This window comes from Candidatus Sysuiplasma acidicola (assembly GCA_019721035.1).
GTDB lineage: Archaea > Thermoplasmatota > Thermoplasmata > Sysuiplasmatales > Sysuiplasmataceae > Sysuiplasma > Sysuiplasma acidicola.
This window is the reverse complement of sequence record JAHEAA010000001.1, coordinates 1-14,523: the sequence shown is the minus strand read 5'-3', so window position 1 is coordinate 14,523 and position 14,523 is coordinate 1. Positions and strand designations below refer to the sequence as shown.

Genomic DNA, 14,523 nt, shown 5'->3' with positions numbered 1-14,523 from the left:
CTGTCCTGCTTCAACTTTCTCTGTTCACATTCGGCAAAGGTTCAGTTCCCGTGAAATCATAGATTGCTGTGTTTCTTCTCGCTGAGCGCGATCCTTGACGAAAATGACAGAGCTGATACTATTACGGTAGCCAATGAAAGAACAAGGAATGCGCCCTGAAGACTGCCCATCGCCCACGCCTCGCTCAGCAGGACGACGATCACGGGGCTGGCTGCAGAGCCGGAACCTACTGCTGTCCATATTACTCCCCGGCTCAGATGAGCGTCCCCGGCTCTGCCCATTTTCGTTGCGATCGGAAACAGGATCGGGAAACCGCTGAAAGCGAACAGGCTGAACAGGCCGAGCGACGCCGCATCGAAGTAGAGGTTCAGAGGATAGAGCAGGAATACCATGACGAAGACGCCGGACATCAGTGTCGTCAGGAACAGCGTCCTGATGAGACCGATTCTGTCTGAAATCCAGCCAATCATGATCTGACCGGGGATTGGAAGAGACAGTATGACCGTCATCATGAGACCAAGGCTCAGGCCGTAAGGGAGCAGATGTGCCCTTATGAAGTAGGTTGGCAGATACAGTATGATCCCGGTGGAGGCCGCATTCCTCACAAAAGTCAGAACAATCAGCGGCCACGTCCCCCTTACTGCCGGTCCTATCCTGTCCCAGCTGCGCGCACTGCCGCTTCCCGGGACTGGCACGTTTTCTCCTTCAATAAATCGGAAGAAGATGAATATCGGCGCACCGGCAGCAATGCACGCCGTCCCTATGAGCATCAGTCCGCCGGAGAGCATGAACGCTCCGAAAGCCACTACTGAGATTGTGAGAAATATCGCTCTTCCGAAACTGCCAAGAGATCCGTTCACTCCGAGTGCGACGCCCATCGCCTCGTTACCGAAACTCTTCTGCACGATGCCGCTGCCGATTGGATGGTAATAACTCGAGCCGAAGCCCGCTATGCACGATGAGACTATTATTCCCGCGTAGGCAAGTTGCGTGTATGTGCCGAGAAATGAGGCTGACAAGCCTGTGAGGAATATGCCTATACCGAGTATCAGAAGTCCTTCTCCCAGCCCCCTTCCGGTGTTTCCGAGGCGCGCGACCCGTGAAACGGCAACGGGACTGCCGAAGGAGGAGAAGAGGTAGAAGGACGCCGCGACCGCAGCAAGCGCGTAACTGCTCGAAATTGTGTACGCAAGCAGGGGTAAGACGACCGGAAGAAGTGCGCTTTCACCGTCGTTGACAAAATGCGCAACTGACGTCACCATGAGCACGAATGAGTTCTTTCCGAAGTGTGTGGACTGCGTCATGCTGCCCCCGGCTTCAGGGGGTCAATGAGTTCCGTAAGACCGATAAAGCTGCTGAGTGATATCACTTGCCGGCCTTCATGTCCAGGTCGAACTGCTTTATCGTGTAGTTTCTGGGGCTGGAAAAGGGCCTGAAGTATCTTCCGTTCCCTTTGTAGAATTTTGAAAAGAATTCCACATAGAGAAGCCTTGCGCCCTGTATCCCGGACTCGAAAACTGCTATGATGAGATTGAAAACCTGTCCCACGATCACGATGAAGATGCCTACGGGTATGAGCAGCGGATCGGATGCGAAAGCCCTCAGCGCTATGTTGATGACGCTCGCGAGTATGACGGAGGCAAGGAGTATGCCGACAATCCTTGTGTACGATAGAATGTGGCTGATTATTGACGGAATCTCCATCCCGCCCATCGTTCCCTCCATCGCAAGCACCGTCACAACACCGCCAATAATGAGCGCTATCGGCACCGAGACTGAGGGATTGGCCAGGTTCATCGGAACGCGGTGCAGAAGGTTGAGTCCGAACACGGCAATGCCCCACGCGAATGCGAGCCAGCCGGCCTTGGCTGCGATACCCTTCCTGTGGCCCACAGTGTGCTCATTGACGGCGCCGAGCACAAGACCAAATGAGACGAGCAGCAGACCGATGTATCCGGAAATCAGCAGCAGTTTTGCCAGTCCCGGCTCAACGGCAAATACGGTGAACGGCAGGACCTGAAATCCGAAAAACTCGTTGAAGAGCAGACCGATGACTATTGCAATAATGGAGGACGGAATAAGTGCCTTCGCAAGCGTCTTGAGGGCATTTGGTCCCATGATCATGAGCACGAACCGGCTCAGAAACCCGGGTATGTGGCTGTGCGCCACAGGATGGTCAAGCCTGTGAATTATGAACAGCGAAATCAGCAGTATTGCAAGTCCGTACCCCCAGTCGCCGACCATCAGTCCGAAGAAGAGCGGGAATACAAATGCAAAAACAAGCGTAGGGTCGATTTCATACTCTCTGGGAAGTGAGTAGAAACGGATGAAAAATTCAAACAGCCTGATGCTGCGCGGATTGCGGAAAAGTGTCGGTGGTTCCTCGTTCGTTTGCACTTTGGACAGTATGACGTTGCCGGATGTCAGGCTGTCAAGCATTTCACCGAGCATGCCGTAGTAGCGTGCCGGAATCCACCCCTCGAGTGCAAAAGCGTCCACCGTGCCGGCCAGCTTCTCCGACACATCGTATTTTTTCGCCTCGATGTCCAGCTGCTCCCTGATCTGCGCTATTGTCGCGAAATGCATGTCCGCGATCTCTGCTAGCCTCTTTGAAACGGCCTCCAGCTCGCCCTTCAGGGAATGCACTTCGGCATCTGTCCTTTCGATGAATTCGGAGGGCGTTCCGCTCATTTCCGGTATAGCCACCAGGCTTATGCCCTTCTCATTCGCGAGACGCGCGAGTTCTGTTTCCCTGTTGACACGGACTGCGACGAGGTACGCACCGTCAATGTCCCTCACAATGACATCGTCGATTGCGCCCTTCACGGCGCTCTTTATGTCTGCTTCACCGCCGGATGCTATGAACGACGAGATGTGTGCAGATCTGAACACCGACAGATCGCAGTCCAGTCCCTTCATCTTCTGAGCTATGTTCAGTCTGTTCTCAAGTTCTCTCAATGTGGCGTTCAGGGCAATCTCCTTATCCTTCAGGGACTTTATTTCGCCGTCTATGTTCACCTTCGCCGCTGCTTCCAGCAGCTCCTTTGTGGAGCTGAAATATTTCCTGTCGCCTACCCTGCGGCGTGGCAGGACTGCCTCCATTCCCCTGAACCTGAGCATCTCCCTGTTCAGCGCTTCAACATTCTCGGCTGTGACTCTCTTCTGCAGCATTTCGGCCGCTTCGCCGCTCAGTTCCTCAAGCTGCATGACGCCAACATCATGCAGCGCTGAAATCACGGTCTTTCTGCAGCCGTTGGAGCCTATAACCCTGACCCTGATTATCTTCTCCGACCGCAGCAGCATGCCTATTCCTCCAGATACTTTCCGATGAGGGTGTGGACTATGCCCTCTATGTCCTTCTTTGTTATATTGAGCACGACGTCTTCGGTGCTGCGCTTCGCTTCGGAGAGAATTTTCTTACGTTTCCTGTCCACCTGCTCCTTTGTCTTCTGAAGCGCTTCATCCCTTTCCCTGCCGGCCTTACTGACGGCCTCATCAATCCGGGCCTGCATTTCTCTCTTCATCGCTTCCAGCTTCTCTTCCTGCTGTCTGGAGAACTCCTGCAGGTCGTGTTCGACCTTCAGTTCGCTCTCTTTTATTGTCCTGAGTATCTCTATGTCGTCGGTAATTCAAAACACCCCTGTCATAACTATTATTATGCCGACCATCGCAATGACTGGATTAAGGACCAGGAACAGCATCCTCAGCCTGATGAAGAGCCTGAGTTTGCTGTTCTGCCTGATCATCTCGCGTGTTATGGTGATCCTGGGGTAGTAATCTCTCGCCCTGTACTTCACATTCATTTTACGCACCCTCCTCCGCGGCGGTGCGCTGGACCATCTTCCTCTTGATTGTCTTCAGCGTAGTGAATGTGTCCCTCTCTATCTCATCGAGTCTCATCCTTATGTGTTTGGCAGCCGCGCTCAGCTGAGGTATGAGCATATTCTCTATGGCGTTGGACCGCCTCTTTGTCTTGTCTATTTCCTGCAGCAGCCTGCGCATCGAATTCTCCTTTTCCGCTATCTCTATCATCGATGAGAAGACAGTCTCGAACCTTCTGATAGCATCATTTATCGGTGCCGGGACAGACGTCGCCCTGTATTCCGGGCTCAGAACCGATGCTCCAGCTCTGTAACTCAGTTCCGGAACCCTGACGCCCATCACGTTCTTGGCGCCCACGCCCAGTGCCGAATTTGCAGACATCTGTGCCACGCGCTCCACTTCCATCGCGCCGCTCATGACTTCGGCCATCTTCATGGATTCAAGCGCCCTGCCGACATCCGCTCTGAGGTTTTCCCTGAGCCCGCGCACCTTTCTGCTAATCGCAAAAAATTCCATTACAAGCGCATTTCTCTTCATCTTCAGCAGATCCAGGCCTCTCTTTGCCAGCTTTATCCTTCTGTTTGTCCGTATAAGCTCAATGCGCGTAGGCTTGATCTGCTGTGCAGGCATCAGTCTTTCCTCCACTTGCCGTACTTGCCTATGTATTCGCGCTTAACTCTCTTCATCTCGTTTTCGGGCAGTGTGCTGAGCAGCTCCCATCCGAGATCGAGCGTAGTCTCAATCGTCCTGTCTTCGTACACACCCTGATTCACAAACTTCTTTTCGAACTCGTCCGCAAACTTCAGGTAGAGTCTGTCGTTGGCTCCCAGTGCCTCCTCGCCGACGATGGCGCTGAGCGAACGGAGATCCTTGCCGTTTGCATAGGCTGAGTACAGCTGGTCTGCCACGCCCCTGTGGTCCTCTCTTGTCCTCTTTGCCCCAATGCCCTGGTTCATTAGTCTTGACAGGGACGGAAGAACATCGATTGCGGGGTAGATGCCCTTCCTCTGCAGATCCCTGCTCAGAACCGTCTGTCCCTCTGTTATGTAGCCTGTAAGATCAGGTATGGGGTGCGTTATGTCGTCACCGGGCATCGTGAGTATCGGTATCTGTGTTATGGAGCCGTTCTTGCCGCGTATCTTGCCCGCACGCTCATATATCGTGCTCAAATCAGTGTACATGTAACCGGGGTACCCCCTTCTGCCGGGCACCTCCTCCCTGGCAGAGGATATCTCACGCAGCGCCTCACAGTAGTTCGTCATGTCCGTCAATATGACGAGTATGTGCATGCCCCTCTCATACGCAAGGTATTCGGCCGTCGTCAGCGCCACCTTGGGAAGTATGATGCGCTCCATCGACGGGTCGGAGGAGAGGTTGAGGAAGAGGACCGCTCTTGAAAGGGCGCCCGTGTTTCTGAACTCGCTTATGAAAAAGTTTGCCTCCTCGCTCGTTATTCCCATGGCGCCGAATATGACTGCAAAATTCTCTCCCTTACCGAGCACCTTTGCCTGTCTGGCTATCTGTGCCGCGACCATGTTGTGCGCCATGCCTGAGCCGGAGAATATGGGGAGCTTCTGTCCTCTCACCAGCGTATTCATACCGTCTATTGTCGAGATGCCAGTCTCTATGAATTCCGACGGCTCTTCTCTCGAGTAGGGGTTGATGGCATTTCCAACGATTTCGATCTTCTCCTTGCTTACGATCTTGGGGCCGCCGTCCGTCGGCTCGCCAAGGCCGTTGAATATCCTGCCGAGCATTTCGTCCGACACGTTTATTCTGGCCGTGCTGCCCGAAAACTTCACGCGCGTCCTGCTCGCATCCAGTCCTGCTGTAGGTCCGAACACCTGCACCACCGCGAGTCCGGCGCTGGTATCCAGCACCTGTCCCATCCTGATCATGCCGTCTCCGCTCTTTATCTCAACGAGTTCGTTGTAAGCGGCATTCTGCACATTCTCCACAAACAGCAGCGGTCCCGAAATCTGTGATATCGACTTGTAACTGACACCCGGCATATTCATGCCTCCACGGCGCCCACCTGCGCCTTAATTTCGCTGAGCAGTCCTTCAAAGTACTGCTGGAAATCAGCTTCCCTGACTTCCTTCATCCTGGAAATCTTGCCCCTCACTTCGAGTGCTGCGAGCTTTTCCATGGAAACGCCGCGCTCGATGGCCTCGTTCTGGCAGCGCGACATCTCGATTATTGTTTTCAGCATGCCGTACTGCTTCCTGGTGGAGCAGTACGAGTCGACTTCATCAAACGCGCTCTGCTGCAGGAAATCTTCCCTTATCATCCGCGAAATATCCAGTATTGCCTTCTCCTTCTCAGGGAGGGCATCATATCCGACCAGCTGAACGACTTCCTGCAGTTCTGCCTCTTTCTGCAGTATCGCCATCGACTCCGCATAGACGGACTGCCAGTCCTGCGCTACGTTCTTTTCATACCATTTGGACAGTTCCAGCTGGTAAAGCGAATAGCTGTTCAGCCAGTTTATTGAAGGGAAATGCCTTCTCGAGGCGAGCGACGAGTCGAGTGCCCAGAAGACTCTTGTAACCCGAAGCGTGTTTTGTGAAACCGGTTCTGAAATGTCCCCTCCGGGGGGAGAGACTGCGCCGACGATTGTGACCGAACCATACCGTTCGTCCGGCGAGACGACACGCGAGTTACCCGAACGTTCATAGAATTCTGAAACCTTCCTTCCCAGGTACGCCGGGTATCCTTCTTCTCCAGGCATCTCTTCCAGCCTGCCGGATATCTCACGCAGCGCCTCGGCCCATCTGGATGTGCTGTCTGCCATGAGTGCAACATCGTATCCCATGTCCCTGTAGTATTCTGCAATCGTTATGCCCGTGTATATGCTCGCCTCCCTTGCCGCCACGGGCATATTTGATGTATTGGCAATGAGCACGGTTCTCTCCATCAGCGGTTTGCCGCTTTTCGGGTCAAGCAGCTCGGGAAATGTTGCCAGTATCTCCGTCATCTCATTTCCCCTCTCCCCGCATCCAACATAGACCACGATATCGCTGTCGGACCATTTCGACAGCTGATGCTGAACGACGGTCTTGCCCGAGCCGAACGGCCCGGGAACCGCAACCGTTCCGCCTTTCGCGACCGGAAACAGAGAGTCTATGACCCGCTGGCCGGTTATCAGGGGCGTGTTCGGAGGCAGTTTATGCATGACCTTCCTCGCCTCCCTGACCGGCCACTCCTGTTTCAGTCTGACCGGCACCTCTCCTTTGTCTGTCTTGACGGTGGTAACCGTATCAGAAACTGTGTACTCTCCCTCGCTGTTTTCGCCCAAGGTGCCTGACACGCCGTATGGAATCATGATCCTGTGTGTTATGAGGCTTGTTTCCTGGACCTCCCCTATTACCTGTCCAGTCGAAACCTTGTCTCCTTTCTTCAGCAAAGGCTTGTACAGCCATTTCCTGGTCTCGTCCAGCGGGCTGGCGGAAAATCCTCTTCTTATGAAATCACCGCTCTTTTCACGTATGACATCGAGCGGTCTCTGTATGCCGTCGTAAATGGATTTCAGCAGACCCGGACCCAGCTCGACCGAAAGTGGTTTCCCGACATTTTCCACTTTCTCGCCGGGCCGTATTCCGCTCGTATCCTCGTAGACCTGGATCGTAACACGTTCGCCGGAAATTCTTATCACTTCGCCCACGAGTCCGAGCTCTCCGACTCTGACGACGTCATACATCCTTACGTCTTTCAGATCCTCCGCGATGACGACCGGTCCAGAAACTCTTGCAACTTTTCCCATTTATTCACCTGCCTATTTCGACGCCAAGAACCCTCTTTGCAAACTTCTCTATCGACTCTTCCTCACTTCCGCCCGGAAGAGGAACAAATACTACAAGCGGAGTCGTGGATGTGTTCACCAGATCGACTGTCTTGCTGTCCATGTATTTTCTGACATTTTCGGACAGCATGATGAAGGAATGCTTTCCCGCGTCGTACAGTTCCCTGAACTTTTCCACAGCCTGGACGCCCTCCGCAGGAAAAGCATCGACTATGCCGAGGAGTCTGAACCCCAGGGCCAGCTCCCTCTCACCGATGACAGCAACTTCACCCATGAAACTGCTTCCGGGCAAGACTCACACCCCTCCAGCAAGCGGCGCTATCTTCTGCGGTTCAATGCCGTATACCTTGCTAGTGGCGATAGCACGCAATACATCTCTCTCCCTCTCCGCCCTGAACACAAACGCGAAAACCGAGCCGATGGACAGTGACTGGGATGAAAGGATGCCTGCATATCTGTCATAAATGTGGTTCCGCATGCCCGATTCAAAACTATTCAGATCGCCGCTTTCCCTGTATCTGGCTGCAACATCACCGGTGCCGAATCTGTCTCCGAGTTTGCCGGCCATCTCCTCGACGCTCTCAGATCCGTAGAGCGCCTGGAAGTTCTCCATTGAAAGCGTTCCGTACGGCAGCAGTGATTCCCTTATTCTCTCGAACTGCACCTTCATCTGTTTTGCCGTGAGTAGAACAATGATGTTGTATGCGTCAACTTCCTCACCGAAGTATCGAATAAGCGGTCCTTCGTTGCCCAGATAGAATCTCAGACTCGCGAACAGCCGTTTATAATAGAATCTGTCCAGCGCATGCAGCATGGGCGCAACATCACCCTCTTTGCGGTATTTTTCCATTTCCTGCATGAGAACCTGACCATAGCCGTATCGCGAAAGGGTTTCCACCAGTGCATCCATTCCGGACTGGCCCAGGAGTATGTTGAAATCGTCCGCCGTCATGTTGCCTGCAAAGGCTCCGACAGGTACATCCCTGAAGCTCACAAGAAAAGCCTCCGATTGTCTGAGGGAATAGCCAACGTATATCGAGGTTATTATTGATTTTATATTCCTGACGTCCCACTTGGATAGATAGGCCTTCAGCATATCCGAAGCATTGGGCGGAGGAGCGAACAGGGCTATTCTGTTTCTTCTGACAAGTCTCCTGTTGATTGCCATATCAAGCAGTTCGGGATTACTGTATCTGGAATAGAGGGCGTCAATATCCTCCTTGTATGCCGTTGCAGACAGTGCCCTTGTGATCGCCTCAATATCCATTTCACGGAGGTTTGCGATGAAGCCATCGCTGAGGAACTCCATTCTTGCTGCCTTTATTCTTCCATAACTTCCGGAATATGTGGAATCCATCTTACTTAGCACCGATTCTCTCATACAGCTCAAGCGAGAGGCTGTCTCTGAGATCTTTCATCATGGTCGTGATCGTCAGATCAATCTCCATGCTTCCGTCGCGCGACTCTGCAATCAGCCCGCCGTAAGGGTCTACTTCCTCCGCCTTGATTTTGACTCCCTTTATGCCCTTGATCAGCGGAGCGTCGGAACCGTTTACCCTGACTGTGCATCCCTCGCCCAGTTTCTTCACGGCAAGGCTTACCATCTCTGTCGTCATCTTCTTGTAAGATTTGGAGGAGTGCATCTCCTTCATGAAGTCAAACGCCTTGGCCAGCATCTCCTCGACAAGTTCCGTCCTCTTTTCCCATACGAGTTTCCTCGCCTCTATTTCCGCATTCGACTGTTCCATGTTCTCCAGGGACCGGCACTCCTCCGCACTCTGCCGGGCCGAAGCAGCGGCGATTTCCTGTATCCTCCTTTCCGTCTCCTTTTCAAGCAGGCGCATCTGTTCTTCAAATCTGGCTGCAATGTGCTCTGTCTCAGCTGCCTTGCGCTGCTCGATTGACTGGAGGATGTTCTCTAGTGGCATCTCAGCACTTCACAGTATGTGTAACAGCAGAATCAGACCAAGCACAAATCCGAGTATCCAGAGAGTTTCAGGTATAACAAAGAAAAACAGTACCTGCCCGAACTTCTCCGGTTTCTCCGCGATAATTCCCATTCCCGCAGCACCTATTCCCTGCTGTGCCATTCCTGTGCCTATCAGACCGCCTGCAATGGAAATCGATGCGGCTATTGCGAGAAGAGCATCCACTGTGGTTACGGTTGCTACCATTAAATATTCACCGTCTGCACTATTTGACCTCCTTATAAAAAACTTACCTTGTCCGGAACATGTTTCGGCCCTTCTGACTGAACACTTCCCGCCCGCTGCACCGGTGTTCCACAGTCTGCAGAACTATTTCTCCAGCGATGGGCTGAACGGTCGGGATCCGGAGGACATTCGCCATATGAAAAACGGCGAATAAAGTGGAAGCCGGGGAAAGGCGGCACTGCCCTCCTCTCACACGCCTTGGTGTAATTGAGACGGTTGCAGACATGATGGTTTTCCCATACAACATGCCTGCGCAATGGAGAATATTCGATTGAATGTTAACTGTGTGCCGGACGTGATTGCGTGATGCAGTCACAGCCGGAGCGGCATGGACTCCGCTCCTTTTGCCGGCATCTGCGGTGCCCGGTGCGCATCACAGCATTTCGGCCTTCCGTTCCCTCCTGCCGGCTCTCGAGAAATCACTGAAATTAACGACTCTCAGTTCCAAATCAGACAGACTGATTACGGGCATTTTGGCAGGAATAGGCGTAATGTTTTTCATCTTCTGGTATGAAGTCTGCGACTGCCAGGTGCTGCCGCTCACGAGCTTAACTCCCCTGTAATCGGAAAGGCCGTAGGAATGTATGTGTCCCGTTATGAACACGTCCGGCACCTCGTCAATGACCAGGTAATCCTTTCTCTCGGGAGCAAGCGGTGTCCGTTCTCCGTAGACGGGCGCCAGATGCCTTCTCTTCAGCAGCTCAACCATGGCCTCTATTGGCTTTTCCCACGAGAGTCCGGGGATGGTGCTGATGACATCATCGAAACTTCTGCCGTGGTAGGAGAGTATTCTCCTTCCCTCCAGCTCAATGAGCGACGGATTCCCGACGAATGTGACGTTCGAGTCGAACATTTTCCTTATCTCCTGCTGAAATGTCGGCTGCGGTTCGGCGGGTCTCACTGCATCGTGATTTCCGGGCATGAGTATCGGCCTGACCCAATCAGGCAGTTCGGAGAAATACTGCGACACGCGCTGATACTGCTCGAACACGTCGCTTATCTCCAGATCATCCTCCTGATCCGGATACACTCCGATGCCGTCTGCAAGATCACCTGAGACGATCAGGTAATTTATGTCTCTCGCCTCAGGAGAGCTCTTGAGCCAGGCGAGCAGGCTGTCCCATTCCTCCCTCAGGAATGTCCTGCTTCCCACGTGTGTGTCGGAGAGCACGGCCACTTTGGAATCCGTGGCTATCTTCTCCGTTACCCTGTTGAACGGCACATCTGGCCTGATCAGCGAGTCGGCCACCAGCATCTTTCTGTCCCTGCCCATCCTGCCGTGTATGCCTATGACTTCATCCTTCAGGATTGTGTCAAATCCCTTGTCCTTCAGCAGCAGAACAGTGCACCGCTCCTCCTCGTCCTCTATCTCCAGTATTCTGTGGCCGTTCTTTGTCTGATGCACTGAATTGACTATGCCTATGACTTTCGCATCTCTGTTGACGTGCACCACTTTGGAGATTGGTATCGCACCTGCCATGTCCTTTCTCTTCAGCAGTATCCTCTTGATCGAGTGAAATCGATCGCTGAAATACTTTGCAAAATCTTTGACATTACCGGTGGTCGTGCTGTTTCCGGTTATATCTCTGATGACGTGCGGGGCCTCCGGCACAGAAGATATGTGCCCCACCGTTCTCGGCACTTCGGGTGGCGCCGCCTGCGTGTCTTCCGGAGTGGCGGATAATATCATTTCAGCCGTTACGACGAGCGGAGGACTGTCAAGGGAATCGAGATATGACTGGAGCATCGCGAAACCGTCCATTCTTACACTCAGTCCCTTCAGTGCGTCAGGCTCAAGCAGGACGCCCCTGGATGAGGCAAGTTTCAGTATCTCCTCAGTTGAAGAATTCATTCCCCTTCTCTAATGCCATCTTATACTAAATGTACTTGCAGTGTGAGTGGCTGACTGCGACACGCAGCATATGCTATGAAAGCTGCTGGGTGCCAGCATCTGTCGATTCCGTGCTATACTCTTCACACATCGCACTTCCTGCTGCTGTACTATAACTACACCTGTCCATGGTGCAAAAGTCGTCGATGACTTGCCGTCCCAGTGTGAAATCATTCAAGAGAACACTCCCGCCGTATGGCAAAGGTTTTCATTGAGGTGACAAATGGTGTCTGCCGCCGGGGCAGCTGACTCGTTTAGATCCCGGGCGGTGCGGAACTTGAAATATATCGCAGTTACAATACTCGGGAGAGATACGGAAGGCATTCTGGCTCGTGCCATCGATTCCGTTTTGCGCGGCGGTTCACGCATAGTCGACATACAGCAGAGCGTCGTGCATGGTATACTCAGTCTGTTCATACTCACGGAAGGCGAGTCGGCCGCCGTTCCGTTCAAAGAGAGGATGATCGGCGCTCTTTCCGGCTTTGACCTCTCCGTTGACGTTCATGAAACAGAAGAATACGTTACAGACTCGTTCTCGGAAAAGTATGTTATAACGATGATAGGCAGGCCATCGGGCGAAATGCTCAGAATATTCGCGGTGACTGCCGCTTCACTGGGTATCAACAACATCAGGATCAATATGCTCAGCAGGGGGGACCTCTCTGCCATGCAGTTCGTGGTGGATCTGGACGGATGCCCGCCGGAAAAAGCAAGGAAGGGCATTGAGCAGGCTATGTCCGGACTGGAAGTGGATATTGTTTTTGAGCAGGAGTCGACATTCAGGATGGGCAAAAAACTCATAGTTTTCGACATGGACTCCACTCTGGTAAGCAACGAAACCATTGATGAGCTGGCGGAAATTGCGGGCATAGGGGAAGACGTGAGCAGGATAACCGCGAGAGCAATGAACGGGGAGATAGACTACATACAGTCCATACGGGAACGGGTCAGACTCCTCAGGGGAATGACCTCATCTGTGCTGGAGGAGATGAAATCCTCCCTCACGCTGAACCCTGGAGCACGTGAGTTGATTTCGTCCCTCCGCTCGATGAAATACCGCATCGCTCTGGTCAGCGGCGGTTTCACGGAATTCACGGAGAAGATGAAAGAGGAGCTTGGCCTTGATTACGCATTCGGGAACAGGCTGGAGGTGAAGGATGGCCGTCTCACCGGAAATCTGGAGGAACCAATACTTGACGCCAGAGGGAAACAGCGTGTTATCGAGGAAATAATGATGGCCGAGGGCATCTCTTCGAAAGAGGTTGTTGTCGTAGGTGACGGTGCAAACGACACAATCATGGTCAAGAATGCGGGCCTCGGCATTGCCTTCAGGGGAAAGGATGTGCTCAGGAAGGTGGCAGACGGCTCGCTCTCCAGGAGCGATCTGCGATCTATACTCTACTGTCTCGGGCATTACGGCAACTGAGCATCGCCGGTTCCCGCGCTCCCCTCTTTTCCGGATTCCACAGGAAGTGCCGCTTCAATCCATTTTCTGTATCCGCGGGCAAGGTTGTACAGTTCCTTTCCGCGTGTCTTTCTGAGCGCCATCCTTGATCTGTGTCCTGTAGAGCAGACGAAAACAGTCGGAACAGGAAACAGCGTATTTCTCTCAATCCTGGTGAGCGGTATGTTAATTGCACCGGGAATATGCCCTCTCATGAATTCGGACCTCGATCTAACATCCACAATTCTCAGATCTTTCTGACGCCCGATCAACTCATAGAGTGCTGCACTGTCCAGGTCGGTATATGTCCCCTTTTCTGCATACGGCCAGCCGTAATATCTGTACGGCAGAAGTGCTGCTGCCAGGCCCAGAACAAGGAGAGATGTCAGAGCAATGAACGGGGCAGTGAATCCAAATGCGTTGTAGAGTGCGGCAAGAAACATGGCACAGAGGGCGAAAAGCGTGAGTACCAGCGGCAGCGTCCGCATACTGCTTCAGACCTCTCCCGCGCCGTCATGCGCTTCCGATAATCCGCCGTCACATTCCATGCAGTTCATTGTTCCCTGCGAACCATTCTGGGCTCGCCTTTGACCATCATCGTGCCTGCCAGTATGTCACCAAGTCTCTGTTTCCTTTCCGTAAACAACCCTATTAAGAAACCCACTATGTAGAGATTGCCCGGGAAGGAATCAACGACACGCAGAACATTCCTTACTATCACCTGCGTGTGATCCTGCGCCTTCATTGAACCTGCGTCCACCACCCTTATTCCGGTGAATCTCTTGCCGGGCGTCTGGCGTCCGTTCCATTCGAACACAATGAAGTAGATGATGCTGAGGACCAGCACGTCAGTTGAGAAATCAGTGGCGAAGGTCAATGGTCTGAAGAGCAGAGAGAACGGTATTGCAACAATGAGTATCAGTATGCCGATGACAGCCACAATGACAAGATCTATTATGAGGCTCACTATCCTGTCCGCAAGGGGGGCGAGTTCATACCCCATTTCCGTCAGTGATGCACGTCCGTGTTCCTGCTGGCCGCTCCCGCTCTCTTCACCAGCGGTCGAAAGCGTGAGAATACTGCCTGCCAACAACTGTTCACCGGTCGGGGTCTAACACCACGTAGACCTTAAATCTTGGTGATGGGGATCGTGAAATAGGGCAATCCGCGGGTAAACGACCTTGTCAAATTTTTCTTGATATTCCAGCAGCTTTATGGTTTCTGCGTACTCCGCCCGCTGCAGTCACACCTCTCGTCGTCAGTTGCAGACAGCGACACGGTTACTGCAGCGAACACAGTCAGTGTTGTGCGGAAATAACATGTTTCGGCGACCTCCCCCTGTCGCCGTTTA

The 14,523-nt window shown here is 53.0% G+C and carries 15 protein-coding genes; 1 reads left to right on the top strand and 14 read right to left on the bottom strand.

Annotated features, from left to right (window positions below):
- Positions 1 to 56 precede the first annotated feature (56 nt).
- The 12 genes from KIS30_00075 to KIS30_00020 form a co-directional block, all read right to left on the bottom strand.
- Positions 57 to 1,304: an MFS transporter gene (locus tag KIS30_00075; protein MBX8645145.1), complete on the bottom strand. Its 1,248-nt coding sequence runs from the start codon at positions 1,302 to 1,304 to the stop codon at positions 57 to 59.
- A 61-nt stretch (positions 1,305 to 1,365) separates the two neighbouring features.
- Positions 1,366 to 3,303: a V-type ATP synthase subunit I gene (locus tag KIS30_00070; GenBank protein ID MBX8645144.1), complete on the bottom strand. Its 1,938-nt coding sequence runs from the start codon at positions 3,301 to 3,303 to the stop codon at positions 1,366 to 1,368.
- A 2-nt stretch (positions 3,304 to 3,305) separates the two neighbouring features.
- Positions 3,306 to 3,524: a hypothetical protein gene (locus KIS30_00065; GenBank protein ID MBX8645143.1), complete on the bottom strand. Its 219-nt coding sequence runs from the start codon at positions 3,522 to 3,524 to the stop codon at positions 3,306 to 3,308.
- Positions 3,525 to 3,629: 105 nt separating this feature from the next.
- Positions 3,630 to 3,803, bottom strand: coding sequence for a hypothetical protein (locus tag KIS30_00060; GenBank protein MBX8645142.1), 174 nt, complete (start codon positions 3,801 to 3,803; stop codon positions 3,630 to 3,632).
- 1 nt (position 3,804) lies between these two features.
- A complete protein-coding gene (locus KIS30_00055; protein ID MBX8645141.1) occupies positions 3,805 to 4,452 on the bottom strand; it encodes a V-type ATP synthase subunit D in 648 nt (215 codons plus the stop codon).
- The gene (locus KIS30_00050) at positions 4,452 to 5,834 is read right to left on the bottom strand and encodes a V-type ATP synthase subunit B (protein MBX8645140.1); all 1,383 of its coding nucleotides are present in this window, start codon (positions 5,832 to 5,834) and stop codon (positions 4,452 to 4,454) included. The genes KIS30_00055 and KIS30_00050 overlap by 1 nt, the downstream gene beginning before the upstream one ends.
- A gap of 2 nt (positions 5,835 to 5,836) precedes the next feature.
- The gene (locus tag KIS30_00045) at positions 5,837 to 7,585 is read right to left on the bottom strand and encodes a V-type ATP synthase subunit A (protein ID MBX8645139.1); all 1,749 of its coding nucleotides are present in this window, start codon (positions 7,583 to 7,585) and stop codon (positions 5,837 to 5,839) included.
- Positions 7,586 to 7,589: 4 nt separating this feature from the next.
- Positions 7,590 to 7,898, bottom strand: a complete 309-nt coding sequence (locus KIS30_00040) for a V-type ATP synthase subunit F (protein ID MBX8645138.1) — start codon at positions 7,896 to 7,898, stop codon at positions 7,590 to 7,592.
- A gap of 21 nt (positions 7,899 to 7,919) precedes the next feature.
- Entirely contained in the window at positions 7,920 to 8,981 is a 1,062-nt protein-coding gene (locus KIS30_00035; GenBank protein ID MBX8645137.1) for a V-type ATPase subunit, read from the bottom strand.
- Between the two features lies 1 nt (position 8,982).
- The gene (locus tag KIS30_00030; protein MBX8645136.1) at positions 8,983 to 9,552 is read right to left on the bottom strand and encodes a hypothetical protein; all 570 of its coding nucleotides are present in this window, start codon (positions 9,550 to 9,552) and stop codon (positions 8,983 to 8,985) included.
- 9 nt (positions 9,553 to 9,561) lie between these two features.
- Positions 9,562 to 9,798, bottom strand: a complete 237-nt coding sequence (locus tag KIS30_00025; GenBank protein MBX8645135.1) for an ATPase — start codon at positions 9,796 to 9,798, stop codon at positions 9,562 to 9,564.
- 412 nt (positions 9,799 to 10,210) lie between these two features.
- Positions 10,211 to 11,689: a DNA-directed DNA polymerase II small subunit gene (locus KIS30_00020; protein MBX8645134.1), complete on the bottom strand. Its 1,479-nt coding sequence runs from the start codon at positions 11,687 to 11,689 to the stop codon at positions 10,211 to 10,213.
- A gap of 316 nt (positions 11,690 to 12,005) precedes the next feature.
- Between KIS30_00020 and serB the strand changes: the two genes are divergently transcribed.
- On the top strand, positions 12,006 to 13,154 hold the full coding sequence (gene serB / locus KIS30_00015; GenBank protein ID MBX8645133.1) for a phosphoserine phosphatase SerB: 1,149 nt from the start codon (positions 12,006 to 12,008) through the stop codon (positions 13,152 to 13,154).
- Here the strand turns inward: serB and KIS30_00010 are convergent.
- The gene (locus tag KIS30_00010; GenBank protein MBX8645132.1) at positions 13,142 to 13,660 is read right to left on the bottom strand and encodes a rhodanese-like domain-containing protein; all 519 of its coding nucleotides are present in this window, start codon (positions 13,658 to 13,660) and stop codon (positions 13,142 to 13,144) included. The genes serB and KIS30_00010 overlap by 13 nt on opposite strands.
- A gap of 65 nt (positions 13,661 to 13,725) precedes the next feature.
- Positions 13,726 to 14,262, bottom strand: coding sequence for an RDD family protein (locus KIS30_00005; GenBank protein ID MBX8645131.1), 537 nt, complete (start codon positions 14,260 to 14,262; stop codon positions 13,726 to 13,728).
- Positions 14,263 to 14,523 lie beyond the last annotated feature (261 nt).

What these genes read in the sequence shown, in the direction of transcription:
- KIS30_00060 (MBX8645142.1), bottom strand. Translation starts at nt 3,803, where the DNA reads ATGAATGTGAAGTACAGGGCGAGAGATTACTACCCCAGGATCACCATA.
- KIS30_00035 (MBX8645137.1), bottom strand. Translation starts at nt 8,981, where the DNA reads ATGGATTCCACATATTCCGGAAGTTATGGAAGAATAAAGGCAGCAAGA.
- KIS30_00025 (MBX8645135.1), bottom strand. Translation starts at nt 9,798, where the DNA reads ATGGTAGCAACCGTAACCACAGTGGATGCTCTTCTCGCAATAGCCGCA.
- KIS30_00010 (MBX8645132.1), bottom strand. Translation starts at nt 13,660, where the DNA reads ATGCGGACGCTGCCGCTGGTACTCACGCTTTTCGCCCTCTGTGCCATG.
- KIS30_00055 (MBX8645141.1), bottom strand. Translation starts at nt 4,452, where the DNA reads ATGCCTGCACAGCAGATCAAGCCTACGCGCATTGAGCTTATACGGACA.
- KIS30_00045 (MBX8645139.1), bottom strand. Translation starts at nt 7,585, where the DNA reads ATGGGAAAAGTTGCAAGAGTTTCTGGACCGGTCGTCATCGCGGAGGAT.
- KIS30_00040 (MBX8645138.1), bottom strand. Translation starts at nt 7,898, where the DNA reads ATGGGTGAAGTTGCTGTCATCGGTGAGAGGGAGCTGGCCCTGGGGTTC.
- KIS30_00030 (MBX8645136.1), bottom strand. Translation starts at nt 9,552, where the DNA reads ATGCCACTAGAGAACATCCTCCAGTCAATCGAGCAGCGCAAGGCAGCT.
- KIS30_00075 (MBX8645145.1), bottom strand. Translation starts at nt 1,304, where the DNA reads ATGACGCAGTCCACACACTTCGGAAAGAACTCATTCGTGCTCATGGTG.
- KIS30_00070 (MBX8645144.1), bottom strand. Translation starts at nt 3,303, where the DNA reads ATGCTGCTGCGGTCGGAGAAGATAATCAGGGTCAGGGTTATAGGCTCC.
- KIS30_00065 (MBX8645143.1), bottom strand. Translation starts at nt 3,524, where the DNA reads ATGAAGAGAGAAATGCAGGCCCGGATTGATGAGGCCGTCAGTAAGGCC.
- KIS30_00020 (MBX8645134.1), bottom strand. Translation starts at nt 11,689, where the DNA reads ATGAATTCTTCAACTGAGGAGATACTGAAACTTGCCTCATCCAGGGGC.
- KIS30_00050 (MBX8645140.1), bottom strand. Translation starts at nt 5,834, where the DNA reads ATGCCGGGTGTCAGTTACAAGTCGATATCACAGATTTCGGGACCGCTG.